The organism is Streptomyces sp. NPDC031445, from assembly GCF_055581365.1.
Genome location: NZ_JBVIJO010000002.1, coordinates 558,338 through 585,293 on the forward strand (window position 1 = coordinate 558,338; position 26,956 = coordinate 585,293).

Annotated in this window: 22 protein-coding genes and 1 tRNA gene; 8 read left to right on the forward strand and 15 right to left on the reverse strand. The window is 73.6% G+C overall.

What is annotated here, in order from left to right; all coding sequences use genetic code 11:
• The first annotated feature begins 31 nt into the window (after positions 1–31).
• The 3 genes from ACZ5DC_RS08735 to ACZ5DC_RS08745 all read left to right on the forward strand — a co-directional run bounded on the left by ACZ5DC_RS08735 (position 32) and on the right by ACZ5DC_RS08745 (position 7,657).
• A complete protein-coding gene (locus tag ACZ5DC_RS08735) occupies positions 32–3,343 on the forward strand; it encodes an FtsX-like permease family protein (protein ID WP_468650749.1) in 3,312 nt (1,103 codons plus the stop codon).
• A 269-nt stretch (positions 3,344–3,612) separates the two neighbouring features.
• Positions 3,613–6,624 (forward strand): FtsX-like permease family protein, encoded by a 3,012-nt coding sequence (locus ACZ5DC_RS08740; protein WP_468650751.1) that lies wholly within the window; start codon positions 3,613–3,615, stop codon positions 6,622–6,624.
• An 82-nt stretch (positions 6,625–6,706) separates the two neighbouring features.
• A complete protein-coding gene (locus ACZ5DC_RS08745) occupies positions 6,707–7,657 on the forward strand; it encodes an ABC transporter ATP-binding protein (RefSeq protein WP_468650753.1) in 951 nt (316 codons plus the stop codon).
• A 63-nt stretch (positions 7,658–7,720) separates the two neighbouring features.
• Here the strand turns inward: ACZ5DC_RS08745 and ACZ5DC_RS08750 are convergent, their stop codons facing one another.
• The 3 genes from ACZ5DC_RS08750 to ettA are packed head-to-tail and all read right to left on the reverse strand — an operon-like array spanning position 7,721 to position 10,512.
• Complete coding sequence (locus ACZ5DC_RS08750) at positions 7,721–8,401, reverse strand: DUF8185 domain-containing protein (protein WP_468650755.1); 681 nt, start codon at positions 8,399–8,401, stop codon at positions 7,721–7,723.
• Positions 8,398–8,841: an acyl-CoA thioesterase gene (locus ACZ5DC_RS08755; protein ID WP_366750525.1), complete on the reverse strand. Its 444-nt coding sequence runs from the start codon at positions 8,839–8,841 to the stop codon at positions 8,398–8,400. The genes ACZ5DC_RS08750 and ACZ5DC_RS08755 overlap by 4 nt, the downstream gene beginning before the upstream one ends.
• Positions 8,842–8,847: 6 nt before the next feature.
• On the reverse strand, positions 8,848–10,512 hold the full coding sequence (gene ettA, locus ACZ5DC_RS08760; RefSeq protein WP_468650757.1) for an energy-dependent translational throttle protein EttA: 1,665 nt from the start codon (positions 10,510–10,512) through the stop codon (positions 8,848–8,850).
• Between the two features lie 229 nt (positions 10,513–10,741).
• On the opposite strand from ettA, the gene ACZ5DC_RS08765 reads away from it, so the two are divergent.
• Positions 10,742–11,176 carry a DUF6928 family protein gene (locus tag ACZ5DC_RS08765; RefSeq protein ID WP_468650759.1) on the forward strand — a complete coding sequence of 145 codons (435 nt, stop codon included), beginning with the start codon at positions 10,742–10,744 and terminating at the stop codon, positions 11,174–11,176.
• Between the two features lie 379 nt (positions 11,177–11,555).
• Here ACZ5DC_RS08765 and ACZ5DC_RS08770 read toward each other — a convergent pair whose 3' ends face one another.
• From ACZ5DC_RS08770 to ACZ5DC_RS08795, 6 genes are all read right to left on the reverse strand, one after another.
• Positions 11,556–11,789, reverse strand: coding sequence for a hypothetical protein (locus tag ACZ5DC_RS08770; RefSeq protein ID WP_468650761.1), 234 nt, complete (start codon positions 11,787–11,789; stop codon positions 11,556–11,558).
• Positions 11,790–11,826: 37 nt separating this feature from the next.
• Positions 11,827–12,147 (reverse strand): GYD domain-containing protein, encoded by a 321-nt coding sequence (locus ACZ5DC_RS08775; RefSeq protein WP_468650763.1) that lies wholly within the window; start codon positions 12,145–12,147, stop codon positions 11,827–11,829.
• A 289-nt stretch (positions 12,148–12,436) separates the two neighbouring features.
• Positions 12,437–13,795 (reverse strand): Cys-Gln thioester bond-forming surface protein, encoded by a 1,359-nt coding sequence (locus ACZ5DC_RS08780; protein WP_468650765.1) that lies wholly within the window; start codon positions 13,793–13,795, stop codon positions 12,437–12,439.
• A 329-nt stretch (positions 13,796–14,124) separates the two neighbouring features.
• Complete coding sequence (locus ACZ5DC_RS08785; protein ID WP_468650767.1) at positions 14,125–14,649, reverse strand: single-stranded DNA-binding protein; 525 nt, start codon at positions 14,647–14,649, stop codon at positions 14,125–14,127.
• A 373-nt stretch (positions 14,650–15,022) separates the two neighbouring features.
• On the reverse strand, positions 15,023–17,545 hold the full coding sequence (locus tag ACZ5DC_RS08790; protein ID WP_468650769.1) for a YfjP family GTPase: 2,523 nt from the start codon (positions 17,543–17,545) through the stop codon (positions 15,023–15,025).
• Positions 17,546–17,548: 3 nt separating this feature from the next.
• A complete protein-coding gene (locus tag ACZ5DC_RS08795; RefSeq protein WP_366750519.1) occupies positions 17,549–19,156 on the reverse strand; it encodes a dynamin family protein in 1,608 nt (535 codons plus the stop codon).
• 320 nt (positions 19,157–19,476) lie between these two features.
• Between ACZ5DC_RS08795 and ACZ5DC_RS08800 the strand changes: the two genes are divergently transcribed.
• Positions 19,477–19,552, forward strand: a tRNA-Arg gene (locus ACZ5DC_RS08800).
• Between the two features lie 356 nt (positions 19,553–19,908).
• On the opposite strand, the gene ACZ5DC_RS08805 is transcribed toward ACZ5DC_RS08800, so the two are convergent.
• The 3 genes from ACZ5DC_RS08805 to ACZ5DC_RS08815 form a co-directional block, all read right to left on the reverse strand.
• On the reverse strand, positions 19,909–20,064 hold the full coding sequence (locus ACZ5DC_RS08805; protein WP_468650771.1) for a hypothetical protein: 156 nt from the start codon (positions 20,062–20,064) through the stop codon (positions 19,909–19,911).
• Positions 20,065–20,751: 687 nt separating this feature from the next.
• Positions 20,752–21,090 carry a cyclic-phosphate processing receiver domain-containing protein gene (locus tag ACZ5DC_RS08810; protein WP_468650773.1) on the reverse strand — a complete coding sequence of 113 codons (339 nt, stop codon included), beginning with the start codon at positions 21,088–21,090 and terminating at the stop codon, positions 20,752–20,754.
• 207 nt (positions 21,091–21,297) lie between these two features.
• Positions 21,298–21,996 carry a hypothetical protein gene (locus tag ACZ5DC_RS08815; protein ID WP_468650775.1) on the reverse strand — a complete coding sequence of 233 codons (699 nt, stop codon included), beginning with the start codon at positions 21,994–21,996 and terminating at the stop codon, positions 21,298–21,300.
• 528 nt (positions 21,997–22,524) lie between these two features.
• Between ACZ5DC_RS08815 and ACZ5DC_RS08820 the strand changes: the two genes are divergently transcribed.
• Together ACZ5DC_RS08820 and ACZ5DC_RS08825 are read left to right on the forward strand one after the other, a co-directional pair.
• Complete coding sequence (locus ACZ5DC_RS08820) at positions 22,525–22,920, forward strand: hypothetical protein (protein ID WP_468650777.1); 396 nt, start codon at positions 22,525–22,527, stop codon at positions 22,918–22,920.
• 444 nt (positions 22,921–23,364) lie between these two features.
• The gene (locus ACZ5DC_RS08825; RefSeq protein ID WP_468650779.1) at positions 23,365–24,324 is read left to right on the forward strand and encodes a D-2-hydroxyacid dehydrogenase family protein; all 960 of its coding nucleotides are present in this window, start codon (positions 23,365–23,367) and stop codon (positions 24,322–24,324) included.
• A gap of 39 nt (positions 24,325–24,363) precedes the next feature.
• Here ACZ5DC_RS08825 and ACZ5DC_RS08830 read toward each other — a convergent pair whose 3' ends face one another.
• On the reverse strand, positions 24,364–24,954 hold the full coding sequence (locus tag ACZ5DC_RS08830) for a DUF2087 domain-containing protein (RefSeq protein WP_468650781.1): 591 nt from the start codon (positions 24,952–24,954) through the stop codon (positions 24,364–24,366).
• A gap of 251 nt (positions 24,955–25,205) precedes the next feature.
• On the opposite strand from ACZ5DC_RS08830, the gene ACZ5DC_RS08835 reads away from it, so the two are divergent.
• On the forward strand, positions 25,206–25,490 hold the full coding sequence (locus tag ACZ5DC_RS08835; protein ID WP_468650783.1) for a chaplin: 285 nt from the start codon (positions 25,206–25,208) through the stop codon (positions 25,488–25,490).
• Between the two features lie 105 nt (positions 25,491–25,595).
• Here ACZ5DC_RS08835 and ACZ5DC_RS08840 read toward each other — a convergent pair whose 3' ends face one another.
• Complete coding sequence (locus ACZ5DC_RS08840; protein WP_468650785.1) at positions 25,596–26,462, reverse strand: tyrosinase family protein; 867 nt, start codon at positions 26,460–26,462, stop codon at positions 25,596–25,598.
• Positions 26,446–26,940, reverse strand: coding sequence for a tyrosinase family oxidase copper chaperone (locus tag ACZ5DC_RS08845; RefSeq protein WP_468650787.1), 495 nt, complete (start codon positions 26,938–26,940; stop codon positions 26,446–26,448). Before ACZ5DC_RS08845 ends, ACZ5DC_RS08840 begins: the two co-directional genes overlap by 17 nt.
• Positions 26,941–26,956: the final 16 nt, after the last annotated feature.

Here is a 26,956-nt window from a genome sequence, read left to right on the forward strand (position 1 = left end):
GGTCTGGAAGCGCCGGACACACGGGGGCCGGGTGACGGGGTTCGTCTTCTCACGCGCGCGTGCGCACCGCCTGCTGCTGGGCGCCGCGCTGCTGACGGTGGTGCTCACCACCACCGTGCTGGCGACGCTCACGGCGTACTCGGGGGCGATCGGTGACGCGGCGCTGCGCCATGTGCTCGCCGACCCGCGCAACGCCGCCGACACCGCGCTGATCGTCAAGGCGGACGTGCCCCCGGCCGAGCGGACCGCCGCCGACACCGCCGTACGCCAGGGCGCGCGCCGTGCCTTCGCCGGCGCACCGGTGACCGTGCGGACCCTGCGCCGCTCAGGGCCGTACGCCCTGCCCCGCTCCCTCCAGCCGCCCGCGAGCAGGCCGGGCGACCCGGACCTCACGTACTTCGCGGCACTGGACCTCACGCAGGTGCGGGTGACCGCCGGCCGCCTCCCCCGCCGCACCGACGGCGAGCCGGAGGTGGCGCTGCCCGAGACGGCGGCCCGCGCGCTGCGGCTGGAGCCCGGCGCCCGGCTCACCCTGACGGACCGCCTCCAGGGCCCCGCGGTCCGGGTCCGGGTCGTCGGCGTGTACCGCCCCGTCTCGGTGACGGCACCGTACTGGCGGCTGGACGACCTGCTGGGGCGCGGCGTGAAGGAGTCCGGCTTCACGACGTACGGCCCGCTGCTCGCCGAGCCCGCCGTCCTCACCGGCGGCCGGGTCAGCGCGGGGGCGACGGGCTGGCTGGCGTCGGCGGACTTCGCCTCGGTGACGACCGGACGGATCGGGGAGCTGCGCGCGGCGGCCCGGGCCGGCAGCGCGGCCCTGCGCCGGCCGGCCGCGCTGAGCGGTACGACGGTGTCGCAGACCGCGCTGCCGGACGTGCTGGACCGGGTGGACCGTGCGCTGCTGGTGTCCCGCTCCACCCTGCTGATCGTCGCGCTGCAACTGGTGCTGCTCGCCGGATACGCGCTGCTGCTCGTCGCCCGGCTGCTCAGCACCGAACGCGCCGACGAGACCCGGCTGCTGCGGGCCCGGGGCGCCTCCCGCACCCGGATCGCCGCGCTCGCCGGGGCCGAGGCGCTGCTGCTCGCGCTGCCCGCGGCCGTGTGCGCGCCGCTGCTCGCCGGCCCGCTCACCGCCCTGCTGGCCGGGCACGGCCCGCTGGCCCGGCTCGGCCTGCGCCTGGACCTGCCGGCCGCCGGCGGGCCCGCTGTCTGGCTGGTCGCGGCCGGCGTCGCCGTCGGCTGTGCGCTGGCGGTGACCGTGCCGGCGGTGACGGGCACGGGGCCCGAGGCCCGCCCGTCCGCTCCCCGGCGTTCCTGGGCCCTGCGGCCACGCGGGAAGGCGGCCCGGCCGGGCGGCGCGCGGGCCGTGCCGGTCCCGCTGCGGGCCGGCGCCGACCTCGGACTGCTCGCGATCGCCGGGGTGGCGTACTGGCAGCTGGGCCGGCAGGACTCCGGGGCCGTGGCCGCCGACCGGTCCGGCGCGCTCGGCGTCGACCCGCTGCTGGTGGCCGCGCCCGCGCTGGCCCTGCTCGCCGGGACGGTGCTCACGCTGCGGCTGCTGCCGCCCGTGGCGCGGTTCGCCGAACGCTGGGCGGCCGGCGGGCGGGGGCTGCCGGTGGCGCTGGCCGGCTGGCAGTTCAGCCGGCGCACCGCGCGCGGCGCGGGCCCGGTCCTGCTGCTCGTCCTCGCCGTCGCCCTCGGCGTGCTCGCGATCGGGCAGGCCGCCTCCTGGGACCGCTCGCAGGACGACCAGGCCGACTTCCGGGCGGGGGTGCCGGTGCGGGTCCTGGCCACCGGCGACGACGAGTTCGGCCGCACCGACCGGTACGCGCGCCTGCCCCGGGTGCGCGAGGCCGCCCCGGCCGTGCGCGCCGCCCAGCCACTGTCCGGCGACCGTACGGCGACCGTGCTGGCCCTGGACACCGCGCACGCGGCGGACGCGGTCCTCATGCGGCCCGACCTGGCGGACGAACCGGTACGGCGGCTGCTGGGCCGGCTCACCCCGAGGGGCACCCCGGCCGGGGCCGGCATTCCGGCGGGCACCGCCCGGCTGAAGCTGACGGCCCGGCTGCGCAGTTCGACCGGACCGGGCACCACGACCGCGCTGACGGCGACCCTGACCGACCGGTACGGGGTGCCGTACCGGTTGCCGGCCGGACTGCTCCCCGCCGACGGGCGCCCGCACACCCTGACCCTCGACCTCGGCGCCGCCACCGGACCGGCGACCCTGACGGGTCTCCGCCTCGACCTGACCCAGCCCGCCGGGCGCGCCGAGCGCCACCGGCTGACGATCGACGGGCTGACCGCGTCGGGCACCGACGGCACGGACCACCGGCTCACGCTGCCCACCCGGTGGACGACCACGGCGGAGGCCGGTGGCGCCGCCGTACCGAGCGCCGCCACCAGCCCCACCCGCCCCGAGGTCACCGGCACCCACCCGCTGACCTTCGCCTACGGCACCGGCTACCTCCCGGACGCCGACGTCTGGACCGTCGCCTCCGTCACCCTGCGGTTCCAGGTCGCCCAGGCCGCGCCCGCCGAGGTCCCGGCCGTCGCCACCGACCGCTACCTGGGCGCGGCGGGCGCCCGCACCGGAGAGCGCGTCGACCTCACCGTCGGCGACCGGCGCGTGCCGGTGCGGATCGTGCGGGCGGTACGGGCGCTTCCGGCCACCGCCGACCCGGCCGCCACCGGCGCGCACGACGGCGGTGCCGTCCTGCTCGACCTGCGCGCCCTGAACCAGCTGCTCCAGGCCCGGTACGGCGAGAACGCCACCCCCACCGAGTGGTGGCTGGCCACCGCGCCCGGCGCCTCCGCGCGCGTGGCCGCCGACGTCCGGGCGATGCCGGACGTCGGTCCCGGGCAGGTCGTGGTCCGCGACGAGATCGCCGCCGACCTGCGGGACGACCCGTTCGGCGCCGGACCCGAGGCCGCGTTCACGGCGGCGGCCGTGGTCGCGGCGGCGCTCGCCGCGGTCGGCTTCGCGGTCGGCGCCGCCGGTGCGCAGCGGGCGCGCGGCGCCGAGTTCGCCGTCCTGCGCGCCCTCGGCGTACCGCGCCGCCGGCTGACCCGGACGGTCGCCGCCGAACAGGCCGTCCTGGTGGGCCTGGCGCTCGCGGTGGGCCTGGGCCTGGGCGCCGTACTGGCCCGCACCGTCCTGCCCCTGATCGTGCTGACCGGCGAGGCGGCCCGCCCGGTGCCGGACCTGCTGGTCCGCCTCCCGCCCGGACCGGTGGCGCTGCTGCTCACCGCCGTCGCGGCAGCCCCCCTGGCGATCGCGGCGGCGGCCGCCGTACGCCGGACGGACCCGTCACGGGCGCTGCGCGCGCAGGGAGGTGAGTGACGTGGGGATCGTTCCTGGTCCCGTCGCCGCGGAGGCGGCCACTGCCTGGTCGGTGACTGCATGCCGGCCGCCCCGGCCCGCAGCCGGCCCGGCGGCCACCGCGCACCGGGCCCCCACCAGCCCGCCGATGCCCCACGCCCCCTCACCCGGGGCACCCCCCAGGGCCGTTCCGCCCACCCGCGCCCAACTGCCGGACCCGCCTGCGACGGTGGCCGCCGCGCGCCGGCCGGGCCCCGGACAGGTGCCGCACGGTCAGGGAGGTGAGTGACATGAGCCGGCCCTCGGCCCGCATGGTCGCTCCCTGGGTGCGCACCCGGCTGCGGGCCGCGCCCGGCGCCGCCCTCGCCCTCGCGGTACTGGTCGCACTCGCCGCCTGCCTGGCCGGCGCCCTTCCCCGCGCAGTGGACCGGTACGAAGACGCGGGACTACGGCAAACACTCCGCCAGGCCCGCCCGGAACACACCACCGTACGCGTGACCGCCCCCCAGCCCGACCTCGCTCTGCCACCCGAGCGGCGCGCCGCGGCCCTGCGCCCCGGCGCACTGAAGCGGCAGTACGAGAAGGTGCTCGGCACGGTCGGCAGCCCGCTGAGCGTGCGGCGCCCCGAGTCCGCGTACGGCGTCGCCGGCACCGTCAGCCCGGCGGTGCCCGACCCGTGGCTGCCCCGGCCGACCGGACTGCCCGCCCGCATCTCGCTGGCCGCGCAGAACGGCCTCGCCGACCACGCGCGCGTGCGCACCGGCCGGTTCCCCCGCGCCCCGCGCCCGGTTGACGCCTCGACCCCCGAGGTGGAGGCCGCCGTCACCACCGCCACCGCCAAGGCCCTGCACATCGAGGTGGGCTCGGTCGTCCACATGCCGGCGCCCGGCCGTGCCCCGCTCGCCGTCCGGGTCACCGGCATCCTCGTCCCGCGCGACCCCGGCAGCGCCTACTGGTCCACCGTCCCGCTGCTGCGCACCCCCACCCTGGTGACCCTGCCCACCCCCGGCCCGGACCCGGACAAGTACTGGCTCGGTGCGCTGCTGCTCGCCCCCGAGGCGGCTCCCGCCCTCCTGGGCACCAGCACCGACCCGGCCCGCTACTGGCACCTCGCCCCCGATCTGCGCGGCCTGCGCGCCCACGACCTGGACCGCCTGCGGCCGGCCGTCGCCGCCCTGGAGTCCGGTCCCGGCCTGCAACGCGCCCGCGCCGTCACCGACGACGGCACCGACGTCAGCACCGACCTGGACGACGCCCTCGCCTCCTTCTCCCGGCTGCGCTCCGGCATCGCCCCGCTGGTCTCCGTGGCCGCCGCGGGCGCCGCGACGGTCGTCGCCGTCGTCCTGCTCATGACCGGCGGTCTGGCCGCCGACCGGCGCCGCGCCGAACTCGCCCTGCTGCACGCCCGCGGCGCCTCCCTGTCCGGGCTCGCCGGGCGGCTGCTCGCCGAGACCGCCGTGATCGCCGTACCGGCGGGCGTCCTCGGCCTGGCGGTGTCCCTGCTCGTGGTCCCCGCCGGCCGGACCACCCCGGCCGTCCTGTGCGCCCTGGCCGTCATCCTGGCCGCCTGCGCCGCCCTCCCCCTGCGCGCCGCCCTCGCCCACCGCACGGTCCGGCTGGCGGCCCCGCGCGAGGACATCACCTCGGTACGGCCGTCCCGGCGCCGTACGGTCGCCGAGCTGACCCTGCTGGTGCTGGCCGCCGGCGCGGTGGCCACCCTGCGCCGGCGCGGCACGTCGGGCGACCAGCTGACGGCCGTCGCCCCCGTCCTGGTCGGTGTCATCGCCGCGCTCGTGCTGCTGCGCGTGTACCCGCTGCTGCTGCGCCGCCTGTCCGGCCCCGCCGGACGGCTCCGCGGCGCGGTCGGCCACCTCTCCCTGGCCCGCGCCGGCCGCACCCAGGGTTCCGCGGTGCTCCCGCTCCTCGCCCTGCTGACCGCGCTGACCACCGCGGCGTTCGGCGGCTCGGTGCTGGCGGGCGTGGCCGAGGCCCGCGACCGGGCGGCCCTCCTCACGGTCGGCGCGGACGCCCGCGCGGACGCGGGCGTCCCCCTGCCCGCCGACGCCCCCGCCCGGGCCCGCGCGGTCCCCGGGGTCCACGCGGTGACCCCCGTCAGCATCGCGTACGAGGCGAAACCGGAGGACGGCGCGAACGCGGTGCCCCTGGTGGGCGTCGACCCGGGCGGCTATGACGCCCTGACGACGCACACCGCCCTGGGCACGTTCCCGGCCGACCGGCTGACGGCGGGGGGGCGGACCGGCACGGGGCGGGTGACGGCGGGGGGCCGCTCCGGTAGCGGGTACCTGTCCCCCAGCCGCTCCTCGGCAGACGGGGGACGGTCCCGCACCAGCCTCCTGACGCACGGGGACCACGCGGGCATCAGCCCCCTGACAGACGGAGACCACTCCCGCACCAGTCCCCCGGCAGACGGGCACCACCCCCGCGTCAGCCCCCTGACAGTCGAAGCCCACCCCGCCGCCAGCCCCCTGACGGCCAAGGCCCGCCCCGGAGCCGGCCACCTCGCGGGCGAGACCCGTTCCGGGCCCCTCCCCGCCGTCGCCTCCCCCTCCGTCGCCTCCTCGTACGGCACCCGGCGGCCGTTCCTGGTGCGGCTGGAGGACGGCAGCGCGGTCACCGTGCGGATCGTCCTCGTCCGCGACCGCACGCCGGCCGTCTCCGGTCCCGACTTCCTCGTCGTGGACCGGGCGGGCCTGCCCGCCCCGGCGAGCCGCCCCACGACCCTGCTGCTCACCGGCGACCACGTGGACGCGCACGCCCTGCGGAAGGCCGTGGGGGGCTCGGCCGCCGTACGGCTGCGGGCCGAGGAACGCGCCCGGTACGCCGACTCGCCCGTCCAGTCCGGCGCCGAGCGCGTCTACACGGCGGCCGTCGCCACGGGGGCCGGCTTCGCCGTGCTGGCCCTGCTGCTGTCGCTGCTCCGGGCCGCCCCCGAACGCTCCGCGCTGCTGGCCCGCCTCCGCACGATGGGCCTCACCCGAACCGAGTCGCGCCGCCTGCTGGTCCTCGAATCCCTGCCCCAGGCCCTCCTGGCGGCCCTGGGCGGCACCCTGACCGGCTGGACCGCGATCCACCTCCTCGCGCCCGGCGTCGACCTGACGGCCGTCGCCTTCCCGTCGGCCCAGACCCCCGTGACCGGGATCCGCCTCCACCCGGACGCCTGGTCGCTGCTGCTCCCGGCACTCGCCGTGGTGACAGTGGCGGTGGGAGTGGCGGCGCTCCAGGCCTGGTGGACGGCGAGGCGGGGCTCGGTGACGGAACTACGGGCGGGGGACGGCCGATGACCCCCCGCAGGGCTCCCGGCCGGCACGGGCCGGCGACCCCGCCCCCGCCCGGCACGGACACGGCGTACCCGCAGGAGACCCCATGACGACCGACCCGAGCCTGACCGAGCTGGCCAACCGCGTCACCGAGGCCGGGGCGAACCCGGCCTACGGCCACGACGCCCTGATCACCTGCGACCGCCTCGTCCGCGTCTTCGCCACCGCCGGGACAGAGGTGCAGGCCCTCCAGGGACTGGACCTCCTCGTCCGCGAGGGCGAACTGATGGCGCTGGTCGGCGCGTCCGGGAGCGGCAAGTCCACCCTGATGAACATCCTCGCCGGCCTCGACACCCCCACCGCCGGCGCGGCCCGCGTCGCCGGACGCGACCTGCTCACCATGACCGCCGCCGACCGTCTCGCCTACCGCCGCGAGGTCGTCGGCTTCGTCTGGCAGCAGACCGCCCGCAACCTCCTGCCCTACCTCACCGCGGCCCAGAACGTCGCGCTCCCCCTCCAGCTCTCCCGCACCCGCAAGGGCCGCCGCGCCCGTACCGAACGCGCCCTGGAACTCCTGGAGTTGCTCCAGGTGGCCGACTGCCGCGACCGCCGCCCGCAGCAGATGTCCGGCGGCCAGCAGCAGCGCGTGGCGATCGCCGTGGCCCTCGCCAACGGCCCGGCCGTCCTGCTCGCCGACGAACCCACCGGCGAACTCGACTCCCAGACGGCCGCGCAGATCTTCGACGCCTTCCGCACGGCCAACGAGGCCCTGGGCACCACGATCGTCATCGTCACGCACGACCAGGCGGTGGCGGGCGAGGTCCGCCGTACGGTGGCGATCCGGGACGGCCGGACCTCCACCGAGGTGCTGCGCCGCAGCGAGATCGACGCGGCGACCGGCCACGAGACGGTCGTGGCCCGCGAGTACGCCATGCTCGACCGCGCGGGCCGCCTCCAGCTGCCCGCCGACTACCTGCGCGCCCTGGACATGCGCGACCGCGTGGCCCTGGAACTGGAGTCCGACCACATCGGCGTATGGCCCGACGACACACCATGAGCGGAACCACCGGGTTCAGCGCACACCGGCCCGCCTGGCCCCGCACACGCCGGCCCGCCCCGCTCAGCGCACACTGACCCCGAAGGCCCCGAGCAGCCCCGCCTGCCGCACGGCCACCGAGCCGTACGGCGTACGCAGCCGCAGCCACGCCCCCGAGGAGAACAGCCCGATGCCGCCCGGCTCACCGCCGGGCCGCAGGAAGCCCAGGGACTGGGCCGCGTGCACGGCCCGTACCGGCAGCCGGGTGCCCGCGATCTGCCGGGACCAGATGTCCTGCCCGATCCGGTCCAGCTCCGCGCGGGTACGCCCGTGCGGCCCCAGCTCCTCGGTGCGCGAGCGGAATTCGGCCACCGCGGCGGCGACCGTGGCACGCAGCGCGTCGGGCGCCGGCAGTCCCGGCTCGGGCCGCCAGCCGGCGCGCGGCGGCAGCACCCCGGCCCACGGCGGTCCGGTGACCGCGCCGGGGACGGCGGCGGTGGCCGCGCGCTCGTCCACGGACTCCAGGAACTCACCGGCGGAGACGGTCACGTCGAGGGTGACGTCGAGCCCGTCCTCGTACGGCTTGGCCAGCCGCACCGCGCGGACGGCCAGCACCTCGAAGGACGGTGGCCGGCCGAAGACGGCGAGTGCGGTGCCGGCCGCCTGCAGCCGCACCGCGGCCCCACGGTCGAAGTGGAGCAGCCGGGAGAGGAAGGCGGCGAGGTCCGCCGCCTCCGTCTCGTCGGCCAGGTGCAGCACGGTCATGCCGCGACGGCCTCCCCTTCGGGATCGGGCTCGGCGTCCGCGGGGCCCTCGGCGGTGTCCATGTACTCGCGGAGGAACTCACGCTCCTCCGCGGTGATCCGCCGCGGGCGCTGGGCGTCGAAGTCGAACGGGACGATGACCGTCGACGCCCGCACGTACACGAGGTCCCCGTCCTTCACCTCGTAGGTGAGCGTGAAGGACGCGGCCTTGATCTCGGTGACCCACAGCTCGACGTCCACCGGCTCGTGCCGGTGGACGAGCTGCCGCTTGTAGTCGATCTCGTGGCGCGCCACCACGGACCCCTGCTTGAAGTCCTTGTCCGGGCGGAACAGGAAGTCGATCCGGGCTTCCTCCAGGTAGCGGAGGAACACCACGTTGTTGACGTGGCCGTACGCGTCCATGTCCGCCCAGCGCAACGGGCAGCGGTAGATGTGGCGCAAGACCGATCAGCCCCGGGTCAGCTTCTTGTAGGTGGCGCGGTGCGGACGCGCGGCGTCCGCCCCGAGCCGCTCGATCTTGTTCTTCTCGTACGACTCGAAGTTGCCCTCGAACCAGAACCACTTCGACTCGCCCTCGTAGGCGAGGATGTGCGTCGCCACGCGGTCGAGGAACCACCGGTCGTGGGAGACGACGACGGCGCAGCCGGGGAAGTCCAGCAGGGCGTTCTCCAGGCTGGAGAGCGTCTCCACGTCGAGGTCGTTGGTGGGCTCGTCGAGGAGCAGCAGGTTGCCGCCCTGCTTCAGGGTCAGCGCCAGGTTGAGCCGGTTGCGCTCACCGCCGGAGAGGACCCCGGCCGGCTTCTGCTGGTCCGGGCCCTTGAACCCGAAGGCCGACACGTACGCCCGGCTCGGCATCTCGACCTGGCCGACGTTGATGTAGTCGAGCCCGTCGGACACGACCTCCCACAGCGTCTTCTTCGGGTCGATGTTCTCGCGGCTCTGGTCGACGTAGGAGATCTTGACGGTGTCGCCGACCTTGATGTCACCCGAGTCCGGCGTCTCCAGGCCCTGGATCATCTTGAAGAGGGTGGTCTTGCCGGCGCCGTTCGGACCGATCACCCCCACGATGCCGTTGCGCGGCAGCGTGAAGGACAGCCCGTCCACGAGGATCTTCTCGCCGAAGCCCTTGTGCAGGTCGTTGACCTCGACGACGACGTTGCCCAGGCGCGGGCCCGGCGGGATCTGGATCTCCTCGAAGTCCAGCTTCCGCATCTTGTCGGCCTCGGCGGCCATCTCCTCGTACCGCGCGAGACGTGCCTTGGACTTGGCCTGGCGCCCCTTGGCGTTCGACCGCACCCACTCCAGCTCTTCCTTGAGCCGCTTCTGGCGCTTGGCGTCCTTCTGGCCCTCGACCTTGAGGCGGGCGGCCTTGGTCTCCAGGTAGGTGGAGTAGTTGCCCTGGTACGGGTAGGCGCGCCCGCGGTCGAGCTCCAGGATCCACTCGGCCACGTTGTCCAGGAAGTACCGGTCGTGGGTGATCGCCACGACGGTGCCCGGGTACTTGGCCAGGTGCTGCTCCAGCCAGTTCACCGACTCGGCGTCGAGGTGGTTGGTGGGCTCGTCCAGGAGCAGCAGGTCGGGCTGTTCCAGCAGCAGCTTGCAGAGCGCGACGCGGCGCTTCTCACCACCGGAGAGGTTGGTCACCGGCCAGTCGCCCGGCGGGCAGCCCAGCGCGTCCATGGCCTGCTCGAGCTGGGCGTCGAGGTCCCACGCGTTCGCGTGGTCCAGGTCCTCCTGGAGCTTGCCCATCTCGTCGAGCAGCGCGTCGGAGTAGTCGGTCGCCATCAGCTCGGCGATCTCGTTGAACCGGTCGAGCTTGCCCTTGATCTCGGCGACACCCTCCTGGACGTTCTCCAGGACGGTCTTCTCCTCGTTCAACGGGGGCTCCTGGAGCAGGATGCCGACGCTGTAGCCGGGCGAGAGGAAGGCGTCACCGTTGGACGGCTGCTCCAGCCCCGCCATGATCTTCAGCACGGTCGACTTACCGGCACCGTTCGGGCCGACGACGCCGATCTTCGCCCCGGGGAGGAAGTTCAGGGTGACGTCATCGAGGATCACCTTGTCGCCGTGCGCCTTGCGCGCCTTGCGCATGGTGTAAATGAACTCAGCCAAGAGAAACCGTCCGGCAGCTTGAAATCTGGCAGTGGGCAGATACACCCCATCTTGCCTGACGGCTACCCCTGGGGGGAAACTCGTCGGGCCCGAGGGCCTTGACCTGCCGTTTCCCGGTCCCGCGCGGCTGCCCCACCTGCCACCGCCGGCCGTCGACGACCGGCCCCGGGGCTCTGGCACGGCCCACGCCCGGGTGAGCCTCTGCTGTCAGTACGTGCGGCTGTGGTGCGTGCGCCACGCTCTGAGAGGGGCTTCGGGAGCCAAGCCGGGGCTGCTGCTGTACGCCGACGGGGCCGTGCCGCGGTTGCTGCGGCAGGCGGGCGCGGCGGACCGCGCCCGGACGACCGCCCCGATGCGGCGGCTCCACCCCGGCTGGGAGATCGAGGAGCGCACGGGCTCGGATCTCGGGGCCGGCGTCCACCCACCGAGCGCGACGGCCTCTGACTCACGACCGTGCAGCGCGGTCGTACGCGCCCGGGGCAGCTTGCGAACCATCGCGAACTCACTCCAGCGTCCTGGTGCCGCCCCGTCTTCGCCGAGGACGCCGCCGCGCGCCGCCGCCCGCTCAGAAGTCGTGCCATCACCGTGCCCACCAGGACCGGTACGGTCACGAGCACGGTCCACCACGGGAGGTCGAGCCACACCGAGACGGCCCCCACCCTGACGCCGACGCCGATGTTGGTGAAGGCCAGCCACCTGCCGTACGGCTCCCGGACGAGGGGCGCGTAGGCGGCCGGCCCGGTCAGGCGGACCGCGCCGAACACCAGCGACTGGGCCGCGAGGAGTGCGAGGAGGACGCCCAGGGCGGCGTTTCCCGAGTGCTCGTCGCGGGGTGCGTCGGAGGTGCTCTGGCGGACGCCGTCCTTGCCGAGGGCGACGATGTCGCCGCGCCAGCCGGTGGCGGTGACCTCGTCGCCCCGGTGCAGCGTGTCGAAGAGGGGCCCGGAGTCGCTGAACCGCACGATCGTCCGCCGCGAGGCGTCACCCTGGCCCCTGAGGGTCGCCGCGTAGACCGTGACCTCTCCCGTGAACGTGGACTCGGTCTACGTGACGGTGAACTGCCCGGTCACGAGGCAGTCCGCCGCAGCCGCCGCCCGCGGGGACGCCTGCGCGGGGCACGGTTCGGCCGCCCGGTACCGCTCGTAACGCTCCTGCTGTCCCGGCACCCACACCGTGAACGCCAGGCAGCTCAGCGCGGCCGCCGTCAGGGACAGCACGATCAGCGCCGCGCCCGTGAGCAGAGGGTGCCGAGGTACACGTTCCCCGTGGCTGCTCACACGGTCTGGTACGACCGCCCGCCAGACCCTCCCCGGCTCACGCGCCGGGAGCGCGGAAGGCGACCTGTCGGCCGGCGGCCTCGTCGACCTCCTCCAGTGTGAGGAGGGGAGTGGCCCGGGTGTGCAGGGCACCGCTCGCCTTGACCGTGAGGCTGACGGCGGCCATCGACACCGGGTCGGGGAGGTCGATGATCAACACGAGGTCGTCCTCGCCGAAGGCGAAGTACATGGCCTCCACCGTCCCGCCGAGGTCGGCGACGACTCGGTCGACGGCGTCGCGGCGGCCGCTGGCGCCTTCCTTGAGCAGCCCCTTCGTACCCTCTGGCGTGTAAGTGGCCTGGATGAGGAACTTCGGCATAGGACTGCTCCCTGTCCGCTTCTTGTCCGACAGCACCATGCCCTACCCGCTTCCACGCCGGTCGCCGCGCACCGAACGGCTCCATTCACCCGGAAGCGCCGCACTCCACCGCTGTACCTCGGCACCACCACTGGAAGCGCCGCCCGGTTCGGGGATGCCGGAACACTCGACAGGGCCGTCGACCCGCGGCAGCGCTTCCGTTATGCCGCCGAGGGGGCGGGTTGTGCTGCGTCGAAGCCGTACCCGACCGCGGCGAGTGGACCGTCATCCAGCAGGCCGGGCCCACGGGTCATCCTCCGTGGGTCGACTCCCTCTTGCGCAGCACGATCAGGACCACGCCGCCGATCACCACCAGCCCGATGGCCACGCCCGCGATCATGGGAGTGATCATCGAGCCACCGGTGGCGGCCAGGTTGGTGGTGTCCGCGGTGTTCCCGCCCACCGTGACCGGGCTGGGCTCGGTGTGGAGCTGGGCCGTCTCCGTCGTGATCGTGCCCTGCGTCTTGCAGTCAAGGACGCCGGTGAAGCGGTGGCTGAAGCCGTGGGGGCCGGTGATCGTGAAGTCGTACGCCTGGTCCTCCTGGAGCGGTACGGTCACTGTGCGGGACGCATGCGCGGGGATCGTGTGCTCGGTGCCCATCAGGCGGAAGGTGAACGGCTCGTCGCCCGTGTTGGCCGTCGTGATGTCCACGCCGCCCTTGGCGCAGTTCGTGCGGGCCGACACCGCCGGTATGGAGCCCTTCTCCGCCCAGCCCGCCGTCGCGGTCGCGGAGACCGTGGACTCGCTGGAGCCGGCCAGGATCTGGGTCTGGCTGCGGCTCTCGGAGGCGAAGGCCCGACCCACCGGCACGGTCGTCGACGCCTGCACGCTCAGCTGGGCCGTTCCGTCCGCCGCGTCCTCGGGAATGTCGAAGAACAGCTGGCTGCCGTTCCCGGCCGAGGTGATCACCTTGCCGGTCTTGTCGATGATCCGCACCCCGCTGGTGGCCGCGTCCGCCGGCGGGCTCACCGTGACGGCGCCCGCGTTGGTGTGCACGGTCACCGGCCCGAGCAGGTCGCCCGGCCGGCCGGAGACCGCGGGCGGGTCCAGGGTGAGCGAGGCCTGCGGCTCGGCGACGTTCCGGGCGCTCTTCTCCAGATAGTCGGCGAGCTTCTCGGCCCGCGGGTCCACGGCGTCGACCTTCGCGCCGTCGGAGTAGCGCCAGATGGCCACCTGGGTGCCGGCCGCCGCGTCCTGCTCGGTCAGCCCGCTCGTTCCCGCGCGCCGCGCGAGTGCGGCGAGATCGTTGACCTGGGGGTAGGAGTTCTGCAGGATCCACCGGATCCGGCCCGCGTCCTTGTTGGCGCCCAGCGAGGTGCCGCTCCAGGGCGTCTCCTGGTATCTGGCGTCCCGCTGGGTCGGGTTGTGGAGGTCCACGCAGTACGTCTGCAGGGTGCCGCCACCGTCCACGGACATCTCGAAAAGCCCCGCGGACACCCGCTGGTCGCCGCCGTCCTCGTGGATCACGGCCTCGCCGTACGTCTTCAGACCGTTGATCGTCGCCGTCGCGCCGCCCTGGGTCTGCGGTGTGTCCACGGCCACGGCCGTACCGGCGCCGGAGAGCACGCCGGCCGCCACCAGGCCGGTCACCGTGGCGGCGGCGGCCATGCGGGCCGTTCCCGTGGACCGGCAGAACCCAGAGAGCGCAGCAAGCACAGAATTCCCCTTCGAGCAGGACCCGTTGGACGTGGGGGACGGTCCCACCAGCAGAATCGGCAGCCCCAAGGGGCACGCCCGGCATCCTATGGATCAGGCGGAGCCTCACCCGGCGGTCGGATCATCCGATGGCCGATCCGATCCGTAATCGTTATCGCCGAGACCGTCCGCGAGCTGGCCGTATCGACAAATCCACCGATTCGCACGGGGCGTTCGGGCCATACGCGGGGACTGCGGGGGCGGACCAGCGACAACGCGCCTGGATTCGCCCGGAGCTGACGTTATGTCATCACCGCCGCTTGCTGTTCCTGTGCCTCGACTCCCCCTTCTTCCGCGCCTCCTTCCTGCTGTTCCTGGCCGTGCTGCCCCGGCTGTCCGTCCTGCGGTTCCGTCGGCCGCGGCGTCTCCCAGTTCGGCTCCGGGCTGGCCGCCGTCGGCGGCGCCTCCGGTTTGACCGCGCGCTGGAAGAACGCCATACCGCGCGACAGGTCGTGGCCGATCGCCACGGCGTCGATGTCGGCGGAGGCCCACTGCTGCTGTCCCTGCACCTCCGTGCGCACCTTGAGCCGGCCCTGGACGACGACCGGCTGGCCCACCTCCACGCACGCGGCCACGTTGACCGCGAGCTGCCGGTTGGCCCACACGGTGAAGAAGTTGGTGTGCCCGTCCGTCCAGGCGTTCTTCTCCCGGTCCCAGTAGCGCGCGGTCACCGCGAGCCGGAACCGGGCCGACGGTCCCGTCGCCAGCTCTCGGTAGGCCGGCCGGGTCGCCACGTTCCCCACGACACAGACAGTGGTCTCGTTCACTTCGATCGCTCCCCTCCCCCGCCCTGCCCCTTCCGGCCGGACGGGCACGCGTACGGGCCCGTCCCGTACGGCTGCGTCTGCCGTGCCGGCGCGTACCTCTGCCGTACACGCCGGCACCACCCGACGACCGCCCGCACCGCCCGCCGCCTTCTCCTGGCCGGACCCGCCGTGCGATCGCCGTGCCCTCAGACTGCCTCCGCCGGGCCGAGCCCGCTGAGCGCTGTGGAGGACCGCTCCCCTGTGGAAAACTTCGCCACCCGCAGGGGTGACCACCAGCCGGCAACCGGGGTCACCCACCACGAGCGCTCCCGACACCCACCCCCAGCGCTCCCGCCTGGTCACCGCCTCCCCGCGCTGACCAGGCTTTCTCACCTCACCTCACCCCGCTCCCGGTCCGCACGACCCTCCCGTACTGTTCACGCACCTCCCGGTACCGCAGCAGTTCCGCCGCCACCGGATCGAGCACCCGGGCCCTGCCGCAGCTCGCCGCCGCCTCCCGTAGCCGGCGTTCCGCTTCCTGGCCGTAGCGCCGCGCGGGCCCCCGGGCCGCCATCCGGCAGGCCCACTCCACCAGCGGGCCGCCGATGATCCCGCACACCATCAGCAGCACCGGAACACCCAGGTTGGGCGCCATCACCCCGGCGATCTGGCCCACGAGCCACGCACCGCCCGCGATCTGCAGCAGGGTCATCGCCGCCTGGACCAGTACGGCCACCGGCCACCAGCCCGGCCGGGGCGGGCGGCCAGGCGGCAGTCCGGCCCGGGCCGCCAGGTCGTCCAGCGCCTCGGACAGCCCGTGGGAACCGCGGACGGCCGCCTCCCGCACCGCCTGGGCCCAGGGAGCGGGCAGCCCGGCCGAGGCACGGTCGGACACCGTACGCACCGCCTGCTCGACGCTCTGCCGGGCCGTCGCCTCCTCGTCGGCCTGGCCCCGCACCGCGTGGCGGCCCGTCGTGGAATCGGCGCGGCCCTGGTACCAGCGCCACAGCCGCAGCCAGGGCGTGCCGCAGGCGCGGTTGGCGTTGCGCAGCCAGGCGCGCTCGGCGGCCTCGCCCGCCGCGGTGGCGCCGACCGCGTCCGCGAGCCGCGCGGCGAAGTCCTCGCGCGCCTCCTCGCTGAGGCCGGCCCGTCGTCCGGTGGCGTAGACGGGCCGCAGCTCGGCGGCGGCGGTGTCGACGTCGGCCGCCACCCGGCGGGCCGCCGCGCCGCGCTCCGCCACGAACTGGCCGAGCGCCTCGCGCAGATCGCCGACGCCCTCCCCGGTGAGCGCGGACAGCGCGAGCACGGTGGCGCCGGGTTCGCCGTGCTCGCCGAGCGCGATGCCGTCCTCGTCCAGCAGTCGCCGCAGGTCGTCCAGGACCTGGTCGGCGGCGTCCCCGGGCAGCCGGTCCACCTGGTTGAGGACGATGAACATGATCTCGGCGTGGCCGGCCATCGGCCGCAGGTACCGCTCGTGCAGGACCGCGTCGGCGTACTTCTCCGGGTCCACGACCCAGATGACCGCGTCGACCAGTTTCAGGATCCGGTCCACCTGTTCGCGGTGCTGCACGGCGGCGGAGTCGTGGTCGGGCAGGTCCACCAGGACCAGTCCGCGAAGCTGCCCCTCGGTGTCGGGGCCGTGCAGCGGGCGGCGGCGCAGCCGGCCCGGGATGCCCAGCCGGTCGATGAGACCCGCCGCGCCGTCGCTCCAGCTGCACGCGATGGGTGCGGCCGTGGTCGGGCGTCGTACGCCGGTCTCCGAGATGGGCACTCCGGCGAGCGCGTTGAACAGCTGGGACTTGCCGCTGCCGGTCGCTCCGGCGAGGGCGACGACGGTGTGCCGCCCGGAGAGCTTGCGGCGCGCGGCGGCCTCGTCCAGGACGCGCCCGGCCTCGGCGAGGGTGCTGCTGTCCAGTCGGGTGCGGGAGAGCCCGACGAGTTCGCGCAGGGCGTCCAGGCGGGAGCGCAGCGGGCCGTCGTACGCCAGCGGGGCGGGGGTGTGGCTGCCCGGCCCGCGGTGCGCGGGTTCCGCGGCGGAGGCGCGCTCGGCGGAGGCGCGCTCGGCGGCGAGGGCGGCGGCGCTGGCGTCGGTGACGCGCCGCGCGATGAGACCGTCGTCCCAGGCGCCGGCGGAGTCGGCCTTGCCGTCGGCACCGGTGTCGGTGCCTTTGGTGGTGTCGGCGCCTTTCGTGGTGCTGGTGCCGTTCGCCGTACCGGTGCCGTTCGCGGTGGCGGAGTCGGTCGTGGCGGTGGTCTTGGGAGGCGTGCTGTCGGGTGCGGGGCGGGGCTTCGGCGAGTGGGGCTGTGCCCGGGGCACGGAGACGCCGCCGTCCTCGGCGCTGTGCCCGCGCGCGCGGCGGTCACGGTCAGGGGTGCGGTCGCGTGCGCCTTGCGCGCCGTGTCCACCGTCTGCACCGTCACGGTCGCGTTCCTCGCGGCCGGCGTTCTCGTCCTTCACGCGCGCGGGGGCCCCGCCGCCGGCGTCCGGGCTCCTGCCGCGCCCCCGTTCCAGACCCTTGACCATGCCTCCACCCAGGCCCTTGGCGCGGCCCCCTTCCGAACCCTTGCCGTGGCCCCTTTCCGGGCTGCCGTCCTCGCCTGTGCCGCCGTCCTCCCCGTCCCCCTCGCCCTTGTCCCCGGAAGGGGCGACGGCGGCTGGTCGTGGGGCGTCCGCACGGTGATCGGTGCCGGGGCCGTCGTCACCGCGCTTGCCTTCGGCGAGGTCCAGCCGGGCTTCCGGTAGGCCACCCGCCCGCTCGGCGCCGCCCTCGGGCCCGCGCTCGGCACCGCCCCCGGGGCCCGAGCCGGGGTGACCACCGTGCTCCCCGGGCTCCGCGTCACCGCTGTCGCTGCCGTGGTCGATGCGCCTGATGTGCTCGGTGTGATCGGTGTGGTCGTGGTCAGTGACGGCGGTCACCGGTCACCTCTCCTTCTGCAGTACGGACAGCGCGGCGATGAGTTCGGCCTGGGGCTCGGGATGGACGTCCAGGGCGTCGAGCGGGGCGAGGCGCCGCTCGCGTTCGCGCTGCATGACGCGGTCCACGTGTTCGACGAGCAGCCGGCCGGCCCGGTCGCGCAGCCGCAGCACGCCGTGGGCCCCGAGCCGCTCGGCGAGCCCCTCGCCGGCGGTGCGCGCCCGGCGCCCGCCGAGCACGGCCGTGGCGACGAGGGCGGAGACGACCTCCGGGTCGGGTGCGCCGGTCCGCTCCAGCACGCGTACCTCGTCCTCGGCGTACTCCTCCAGCTCGCGCCGCCAGCGCCGGGCCGCGAGCCCGATGCGGTGCTCGGCGCTCTCCAGGGAGGCCTTCCGCTCGGCGAGCCTCGGGGCGTCGGCGGCGGGCTCGCGCCGCCAGGCGTCGTCGACACGCTCGTCGGCGGCGGTCACGGCGCACAGCAGCAGGGCGGCCAGGCTGTCCACGAGGGCATCCAGGAGTTCCCCGGCGGTGCAGTCCAGGGGGAAGGCGCGCCAGCGTTTGAGGGCGTCCCCGGCGAGTACGGCGCCGGACTGGAGTCGGGCCCGCACGCGCGCGTGCTCCTTGTCGTACGCGGTCTCGACGGCGGAGGTGAGCCGGCAGGCCGCCGCGTACTGGGCGGCGGCGGCGCCGGCCAGCTCGGGCAGGCGGGACTTGAGCGAGTCGAGGACGCCGTAGGCCGTACGGGCCACGACGTGGTGGCGGGCCGCCGGGTCTTGGGCGTGGTGGACGAGCCAGCTCTTCAGGGGCGCGACGGCGGTGGTGGGCAGCAGCCCGGCGCCCCAGGCGGATTCGGGCAGTTCGGGCACGGTGAAGCGGGGTACGTCACCGAGGCCGGCCTTGGTGAGCAGGGCCGCGTACTGCCGGGAGACCTCGGAGACGACCTGGTGGGGCACCCGGTCCAGGACGGTGACGAGGGTCGCGTCGTACTCCTTGGCGGTGCGCAGCAGGTGCCAGGGGACGGCGTCGGCGTAGCGGGCGGCTGTCGTGACCATGATCCAGATGTCGGCGGCGCAGATCAGCTCGGCGGCGAGAACGCGGTTCTCGGCGATCAGCGAGTCGACGTCCGGGGCGTCGAGGAGGGCGAGCCCGCGCGGGAGGGTGTCGGCGGTCTCGACGCGCAGGACGCGCGCGGGGTCCTCGTCGGTGAGCAGAAGCTCGTCGGCGGGGTCCTGGTGGGGCACCCACACGCGGGTGAGGTGGGGCAGCACACGCATCCCGCTGAACCAGTGATGATCCTCCGGATGGCAGACAAGGACCGGAGTCCGGGTGGTCGGCCGCAGCACACCGGCCTCGCTGACCCGCCGGCCGACCAGGGAGTTCACGAGCGTGGACTTGCCCGCGCCGGTGGAGCCGCCGATGACGGCCAGCAGCGGCGCCTCGGGCTGCCGTAGGCGGGGTACCAGATAGTCGTCGAGTTGCGCGAGGAGTTCGTCGCGGTTGGCACGCGCGCGTGGCGCCCCCGCGAGGGGCAGCGGAAAGCGTGCGGCGGCGACACGGTCGCGCAGAGCGGAGAGTGTGTCGAGCAGCTGAGGCCGTACGTCCAAGGTCACCACATGCGAAGAATGCCCAATTTTAGGGGAATTCTGAAGCATATAGACATGTCTGCGCGCCGACGGAACAGAACGGACGGAAGGGATGACCGGGACACGCGCACAGTCCAGGCATAACGAGTGCACAACACCCGGTGCGTCAGGCGCCAAAAGCGGTGCACGATTCGTACCTGCCTGCGATTATCAGGACCGCTTCACCGAACCTCCACATCGAGCCACGGAGGCGAAGCGACAGGGTCGAGGAACCGGGAGCCCTATCCTTGACCCCGGCAACGTCACGGGTCAGCCCCCACCAGGGCACCAAGCACGAGGCCACCCCACCGGCCCCCGTAGCTCAGTGGATAGAGCAGGCGCCTTCTAAGCGCTTGGCCGCAGGTTCGAGTCCTGCCGGGGGCGCCAGTTCCGCCCTCCCGCTCGGGAGGGCTTTTCGCTGGTCAGAGCGGCTGTCAACGGGTACGACGAAGCCCCGGGCGCTTCCTCGATGATCAAGGGCGGGATCTGGGGCTGCCAGCCAGCGCCCGGCACCTCCGCCTCCGGGAGGTCACCCGCGGCTTCCAGCCGCCGCTTCAGATCAGGTAGCTGCCCGTCGATGCACCGGGCGTACGTCGCCAGCAGCACGGCAACGCTGTTCCTGGCCCACTCGGCTACCTGGGCGGACGGAATGCCGTGGTTGAGCCACTTCGTCAGGCGCGTGTTGCGGTTGTCGTAAACGCGCCGTCCAGTGGGTGACGGAGCCGGCAAGAATCCCGCCGGACTCACCCTGGAAGCAGATCACCCGGCTGGAGCTGTTCGTCCTCGATGTGCTGCCGCAGGATGCGCGTGTCGGTCCACTGCTTCCCGATCTCCGGCGTCGCCGTGTGGATCAGCAGCTCGCACCACTGGTGGTCAGCGTCGGGTTCCGGCAGGGTCACGTCTGCGTGTTCGGCGGCTTCCTTCCTACTTCATCAAGCCCCGGCTCCGCTCCGCGCTCCGCTCCTGCCTTCGGCCCGCTCCGCCCGCGCTGCGCCGACGCGCGCCCACATGTATAGGGCCGGGACATGAGTCGATCACCGTAGAGAAGCGGCCACGGTCGGAACAGCTGCCGGCGGGAGCGCCGTTCGAGGAGGCAAGCGGGTGCGCCTTGGCGGATGTTTTACGGCACCTCGAGGCCGCAAGACACACTCGTGCAGTAGCCTCCGCACGGAGGGGTGCCATGTCCGCGTGGATCGTTTTCGGTTCCGGCTGCTTTGTCGTAGTCCTGGGTGTGTTGACCTTGACCGGCAGCCGGGGAATCGCAGCGTACGCGCGGTCGCCTGGGGCTGGTTGGGGGCGGATGGCGATGGGTGGCGGCTTCGTCCTGGACGGCGGGGCTGAACTTCTCGGCTTCTCTCCCGGAGCGGGGATGGTTGTTTCCACCATTGCCCTGGGGTTCGTCGTACTCGGTGCGGTGCTTCAGCTCCGGGCTGGAGCGTTCGCCAAGGCTCGTCATGCTGGCGACGCAAATTGAGCAGTGCGAGCAGTGCCCCTACTCCCCGGCCAAGGCGACCGTCAAGTGAGCCACTGAAGTCTGACACCGTGATCGACCTGATGAAGATCAAGCCAGACCTCACAGCAGATTCCTAGAACGTCGCCCGCCGGACCTGGTAGTTCCAGCGTGTGAGCGACCGGACGACGGTCTCGGCGCCAATGGGGTTGGCGCTGTGCACGAAGACCGTGCCGATTCGGAAGGGCCGCCCGTTGAAAGCTGCTTCTTCCAGGAGGGTCACCACGGGCAAGATGCTGTCGTCGCCGCCGAGGTCGTGGTCGAGCCAGAGTTCATCGATGAAGCTGTCGCGGTGCTCTTGCAGGAGCTTGACACCTTCGCCGCTGCTGCGCGCGATCCGCGTGGTCCAAGGCAGCGACCGGAGATCGTCTATGCCAAGGATTACCGGCGACGGTACGAGCGGCCCTTCTTTCACCCGACCATCATCACGGCACGACCGCGGCTGTGTCCCCTCCCCAGCAACTCCCGTGTCATGGCCACGGCTCATGCCGCAAGCGTGCCGGATCCAGCGGGGAGTCATGGGGAACGACAGTGGCCGACGGCTGGCTGATCCCACCTCCGCCGGCTTAGGCGCTTCGCGGGTCAGAACAGCAATTACCCCACCTCGCTCCTGAAGCGGTGCTCAGTTCTCACCGCGCAGTGCGCTACTGATCTCCAGAAGGCGCCCCTCGGGCAGGGCGAAGGCGTTGCTTGGGTTGCGGTAGGAGTGCCCGCCGTCGTTGATCCAGGCACCGCCTGCCGACCTCCACCGAGCGGGAGCCCATTGGCCCTGGTTCTCAAGAAGCATCCTTGCGACCTCGGCGGGCTCCTCGATCAGGGTGAGAGCGGCGAGCGCTGTGGTGAGGGCCGCGGTTGCATCGTCGGGAAGCAGCACGTCGCCGAGGGTGGGGAAGAGCAGCAGGAGACGGGCGTCGGCATCGTCAATGCCTTCTGGCGCCGACTGTCGAGCAGTGGACAACAGTTCCGGCCAGGCCATGCCGGGACCCATGAAGTGACCGTCGTCCACGGCAAGGGTTTCCGCTTCGAGCCAAGCCGGCTGATGTATCAGATAGTCCACACCCCGTTCGTCCACGAAGTTGCGGTAGACGACGTAGATGGTGTGACCGGAGTGCAGCGGCACGGTGAACACCGGCCACTCATGCTCGGCGGACAGTGTGCGATAGAGCTCCATGGCTGCATCCCAGTCGGCACCGAACGCGGCTCGTTGTGCGTCCTGCCCACGCAGGCAGGAGCCGAGGTGCACGGGCCAGAACAACGGGTCGTCCAAGTAGGCGTCCCCTTGGACCAAGGGCCCGCCTTCGTATCCGGGGATCTTGAGCACGTGCAGATGATGGCACGCGGGACAGCCACGGCGTCAGGAGCGAGGTTCAGCCCTCTTCCGTCTCAGTTTCCGTCTCATTCAGCGCCGTTCGCAGACATGCAGACAAGACCGAAGCCAGTAGCCGTCACCTCAACCGGCCGCCCATGAACGCCGGTGAACTGCCCGGTTGGGAGCCGTACGACCTCACCGTACCCACCTCGACACCCTGCAATGCCGCAACAACCTCGCCTTCGCCTACGCGTCGGCCGGGGATCCGGGCCGGGCCGGGCCGGGCCCACTGTTCGAGTCCACCCTGACTCCGTGTGAGCGGGTGCTGGGTCAGACCCACCCCGATAGGTTGCACAGCCACGACCACCTCGCGCATGCTCGCCGTGCCGCCCGGGCCGTACAGCGGCGAGGTGCACCGGCTGCGACAGCCGCCTCCCTTTCCAACGTCCGCCGCGGGCTTCGGAGTAACCGCCACGGCCGGCATCGTCCGGTCCGGATCCGAGGGAGTTTGCCGCCGACGCGAGCGGCAAGGCGGAGTCTATGAGTCAGTCGAACAGCGGCACGAATGGAAGTTCCGTATCCAAGCGGGGTGCGTCCGCCAAGGCGCGGCAGGCCACGGCGAAGGCGACTGCTCCCGCGTCACAGGCGGCGGACAAGGCGGCCGAGAAGGCCGAACCCGTTGCCTCGGCCGGCACGGCGGTCGTGCACAGCGCGGCCGAACGTGTCCAAGCCGGACGCCAGGCCGTCGTCGCCGCCTCGGGACAGGCCGCGGCCTTCGCCAAGACGGCATGGACGGTGATCACCCACCGAAAGGCCCTCGCCGCCGGTGTGGGCGCGGGCTTGTCGGCGCTGGGTGCCACGTCCTATCTGGCGGGTCGTCGCGCGGTGCGCCGCACGCACGGTCCCCTCACCCGGCTCACCGGCGGGCGGATCTGAGCAGTGCCCATAAGCTGCGGCCGGGGGCAGGGACGGCAGCGCTGACGGCAACGACGGCGGGCGGCGGCGGCACCCGGCGCTCCAGCGCGGCGCCGGCGAGGTGCCGGCGGCGCACACCGTCGACGTCCGCTCGCGTCTTCCAGGCGCTTGGCCGCAGCTTCGGGTCCCGCCGCGATGCCGGTCCAGCCCTCCCGCCTGGGAGGGCTTCTCGCTGATCGGATCAGCGGAGCATGCCGACCGGTTGCGCAGACCCCTCCTCGTTATGGCAGGACGTGTGCTCGCCTCTACGTCAAAGCAGGAGCGGGGTCCCGGGCAGGGGCACGCCTCGGCGTGGGCGGGCTCATGCGCTGGGGGTGTGTGGCCTGGCAGGGCAGGCGTGGTGGCGGACCGGATGGGAGGGGTGTTCAGGGGCGCGCTAGAGTCGCCGGACGGGAGGGAGTTCTCGTGCGACTTCGCTGTGTGGTGCTGGACGACTTCCAGGGTGTGGCGACCCGGTCGGCCGACTGGTCGGTGATCGAGGACCGGGTGGAGGTCGTCGCGCTGCGCGAGCACCTCGCGGGAGAGGACGCCCTCGCCGCGGCGCTCGCCGAGTACGACATCGTGGTGACCCTGCGCGAACGCGTCCCTTTACCCGGCTCGCTGATCGCCCGCCTCCCCCGGCTGAAGCTGCTCATCGCCTCCGGGATGCGCAACAGCGTCATCGACTACGCCGCCGCCGAGGCGCACGGCGTCACCGTGTGCGGTACGGCGAGTTCCAGCACCCCGCCGGTCGAGCTGACCTGGGCGCTGCTGCTCGGTCTGGCCCGTGGGATCGTCCAGGAGAGCAACGCGCTGCGCGGTGGCGGGCCCTGGCAGTCGACCGTCGGCGCCGATCTGCACGGGCGCCGGCTGGGCCTGCTCGGGCTGGGGAAGATCGGCGGCCGTGTCGCCCAGGTCGGCCTCGCCTTCGGCATGCGCGTCGGCGCGTGGAGTCAGAACCTCACCGAGGAGCGCGCCGAGGAGGTGGGCGTCGAACTCGCCGGGTCGAAGGAGGAGTTGCTACGCGACAGCGACTTCGTGTCCGTGCACCTCGCCCTCGGCGACCGTACCCGCGGTCTCGTCGGCGCCGCCGAGCTCGCCCTGATGAAGCCGACCGCCTACCTCGTCAACACCTCCCGCGCCGCGATCGTCGACCAGGACGCGCTGCTGGCCGCGCTGCACGAGGGCCGTATCGCCGGCGCCGGCGTGGACGTCTTCGACATCGAGCCGCTGCCGGACGGTCATCCGATGCGCACGGCGCCGCGCCTCCTCGCCACGCCCCACCTCGGCTACGTCTCCCACGCCAACTACACGACGTACTTCGGCCAGGCCGTGGAGGACATCCAGGCCTATCTGGCGGGCTCCCCCGTACGCCGGCTGCCCTGAGAGGCGGAGCCGGGCGGGCGGCGCGGTACGGCGGGCCCGTCAGGCGGCCTCGGGACGCACGCGTTCGTAGACGCCCTCGCTCCGGCGCAGTTCGCGCAGGTCCACGAGGTACCGCCGGAGCGTCACATGGTCGATGTCGTCGGAACCCTCGCACCAGGCCCGCAGGCGCTCGTTCACGACCCGCTCCGGGTAGGCGACCCCCGGCTCGAAGGTCCGCTCCGCGATGTGCCGCAGCACCTGCTGCTTGCGGGTCCACTGGGCCGGCAGCCGGAGCAGGCGCCCGCCCCGGACGAAGGTGGCCACCGCATCGCCCGCGGCGGGTCGCGCGGAACGCTCCGCTCCCCGCGGGCGGGCCAGCGCGCGCAGGAGGTCGTGGGCGACGGCCAGGCCGTCCTCCGGTCCGTCGGTCACGACGCCGTGCTCGCGCAGTCTGAGCAGGGCGAGGGTCGTGTCCTTGAGCGGGAGGCCCGCCGTCTCGGCGACCTGCCGGGTGCTGCGCGCGCCCAGCGCCACCGCCGCGAAGGCCCGCAACCTGTTCTCCTCGGCGAGCAGGCCGATCAGCTGCCGCGACCGCTCACCCGCGTCGGGAACGTCACCGGGAGCGCTGTCGGGAACGTTGTCCGTGTCCATACCGGGAGGGTAGGGGCGGGCCCCGGCCGACGCCCGTGAATAAACTCCGGCCCCGCGCAGCCGCCCCTTCCGTCGAAGCGGGCCACCCCCTCCGTCGAAGCGGGCCACCCCTCCGTCGAAGCGGCGCCGCCGTGCCGTTGAAAGAGTGATCCGCCGCTGATCACCGTGACCAGCTCCGTGCGGGGCCGTTGAACGGGAAGTGCGGCGGCGGGCCTGCCGCCGCGCTTTCCGAGCTACAAAAGGAGAACGTGATGTCTCGCATCGCGAAGGCAGCCGCTGTCGCTCTCGGTACCGGTGCCGTGGTGGTCGGCGGGGCCGGGCTGGCTCTGGCCGACGCGGGCGCTCATGGCGCCGCCCTCGGTTCGCCCGGCGTGGTGTCCGGCAACGTGGTCCAGGTTCCGGTGAACATCCCGGTCAACGTGTGCGGGAACACCATCGACGTCGTCGGACTGCTCAACCCGGCCTTCGGCAACGCCTGCGTCAACCACAGCGACAAGGGCAAGCCCGGTCCGGGTCACGACGGCTACGGCAACTGAGCCGACCGGCGCGACGGGCACGACAGCACAGCGCACCACGCACGACAGGGAAGGGCCCCGGCACTCCGAGCTGCGGGGCCCTTCCCGCGTGCGGGCACGTGCCGCTCACGCGTACCGGTAGATCCGGCTCACGTCCTCCAGCTGGTCCGGTGTCTCGTCCCACGGCGGCAGCTTCTCGTGCCGGGCGACGACCCGCCGGTGCTGCTCGTCGGCGACGCCTGGCGGTTCGGCCGGGAGGTAGCGGTGGCTGCGGTGCGCCCGCTGCCAGCGGTACCACTGCAGGTCGAGGAAGGCGTGGTGCAGCCAGAACACGGGGTCGTTGACGGACGCGCCGCCGAGCATGGCGCCGCCGACCCAGCGGTGCACCCGGTTGTGGTTCTTCCAGGAGCCGCTGCCGCTGCCGGGCCCCCAGCCCTCCAGCTTGTTGCGGAAGCCCTTGCGGGCGGTGGAGTCCCAGGGCCGGGCGTCGTAGACGGGGTCGTCCAGCGCCCAGTTCAGCTCGCTGCGGGTGGGAAGCTGGAGCGGGGCGGCCGAGCGGCCGAGGTCCCGGGTGAGGAACTTGCCGTCGGTGACGCCCTCCCTCAGGGGCCAGTGGCCCGCCGCGTAGGCGAACGGGCCGGTCGTCACCTGCCGGTCGGAGCGGCGCCCGTTCCCGCCGAGCAGGTCCTTGGTCCACGGCACGGAGGTCGTCGTACGGTCCCGGGTCCAGTCCCAGTACGGCACCGTCACCGACGAGTCGATCCGGCGCAGCGCCCGTTCCAGTTCCAGCAGGAACCTGCGGTGCCAGGGCAGGAAGGACGGCGCCATGTGGGCGGTGCGCAGACCGTCCTCGCCGTCGGTGGTGTAGAAGTCGATGTGCAGGCGCACGAACTCGTCGTACTGGCCGCGTCGTTTGAGCGTGAGCAGCGCGTTCACGAACCGTCGCCGCTCGTCCGCGGTGAGCGTGCTGACGTTCTTACGCACGTACGCCATGCTGTCCCCCCATGTGCGCGTGCTCTCCCGGGCTCCCGCCGGTGAGCCGGCCCGGCGCGAGGTCGCGCAGCTCCCGGCCCGGCCCGATCTCGTCCACGGCCGCCCGGGTCGCCTCCAGCGGTGTCCGGTACGACGTGTAGTGGTCGACCATGCTGAGCCAGGTGCCGTCGGCCCGGCGCATCAGGTGCAGCGGGCGGCCGTCGACGGTGATCCGCCACTCGCCCCCGTCCGCCCGACGCCCCGCGGCCGGCACCAGGACGCCCTGGATGCGGCGGCCCCGATAAGTCTCGTCGAAGGAGCTGCCGCCGGAACTCCCGGCCGACGGCGCGGGCCGGGAGGCGGCGACGACCGGGGCCAGCCCCAGCGCCGCCGTGGAGGCCAGCAGCCTCCGCGCCACCTCCCTCCGGGACGGTCTCGCCGCCCCCGCTCCGGCCCGCTCCTCCGCACCGACCGCCACTTCGCCGACACCGACGACCATGCTCGCTCCTTGTCCG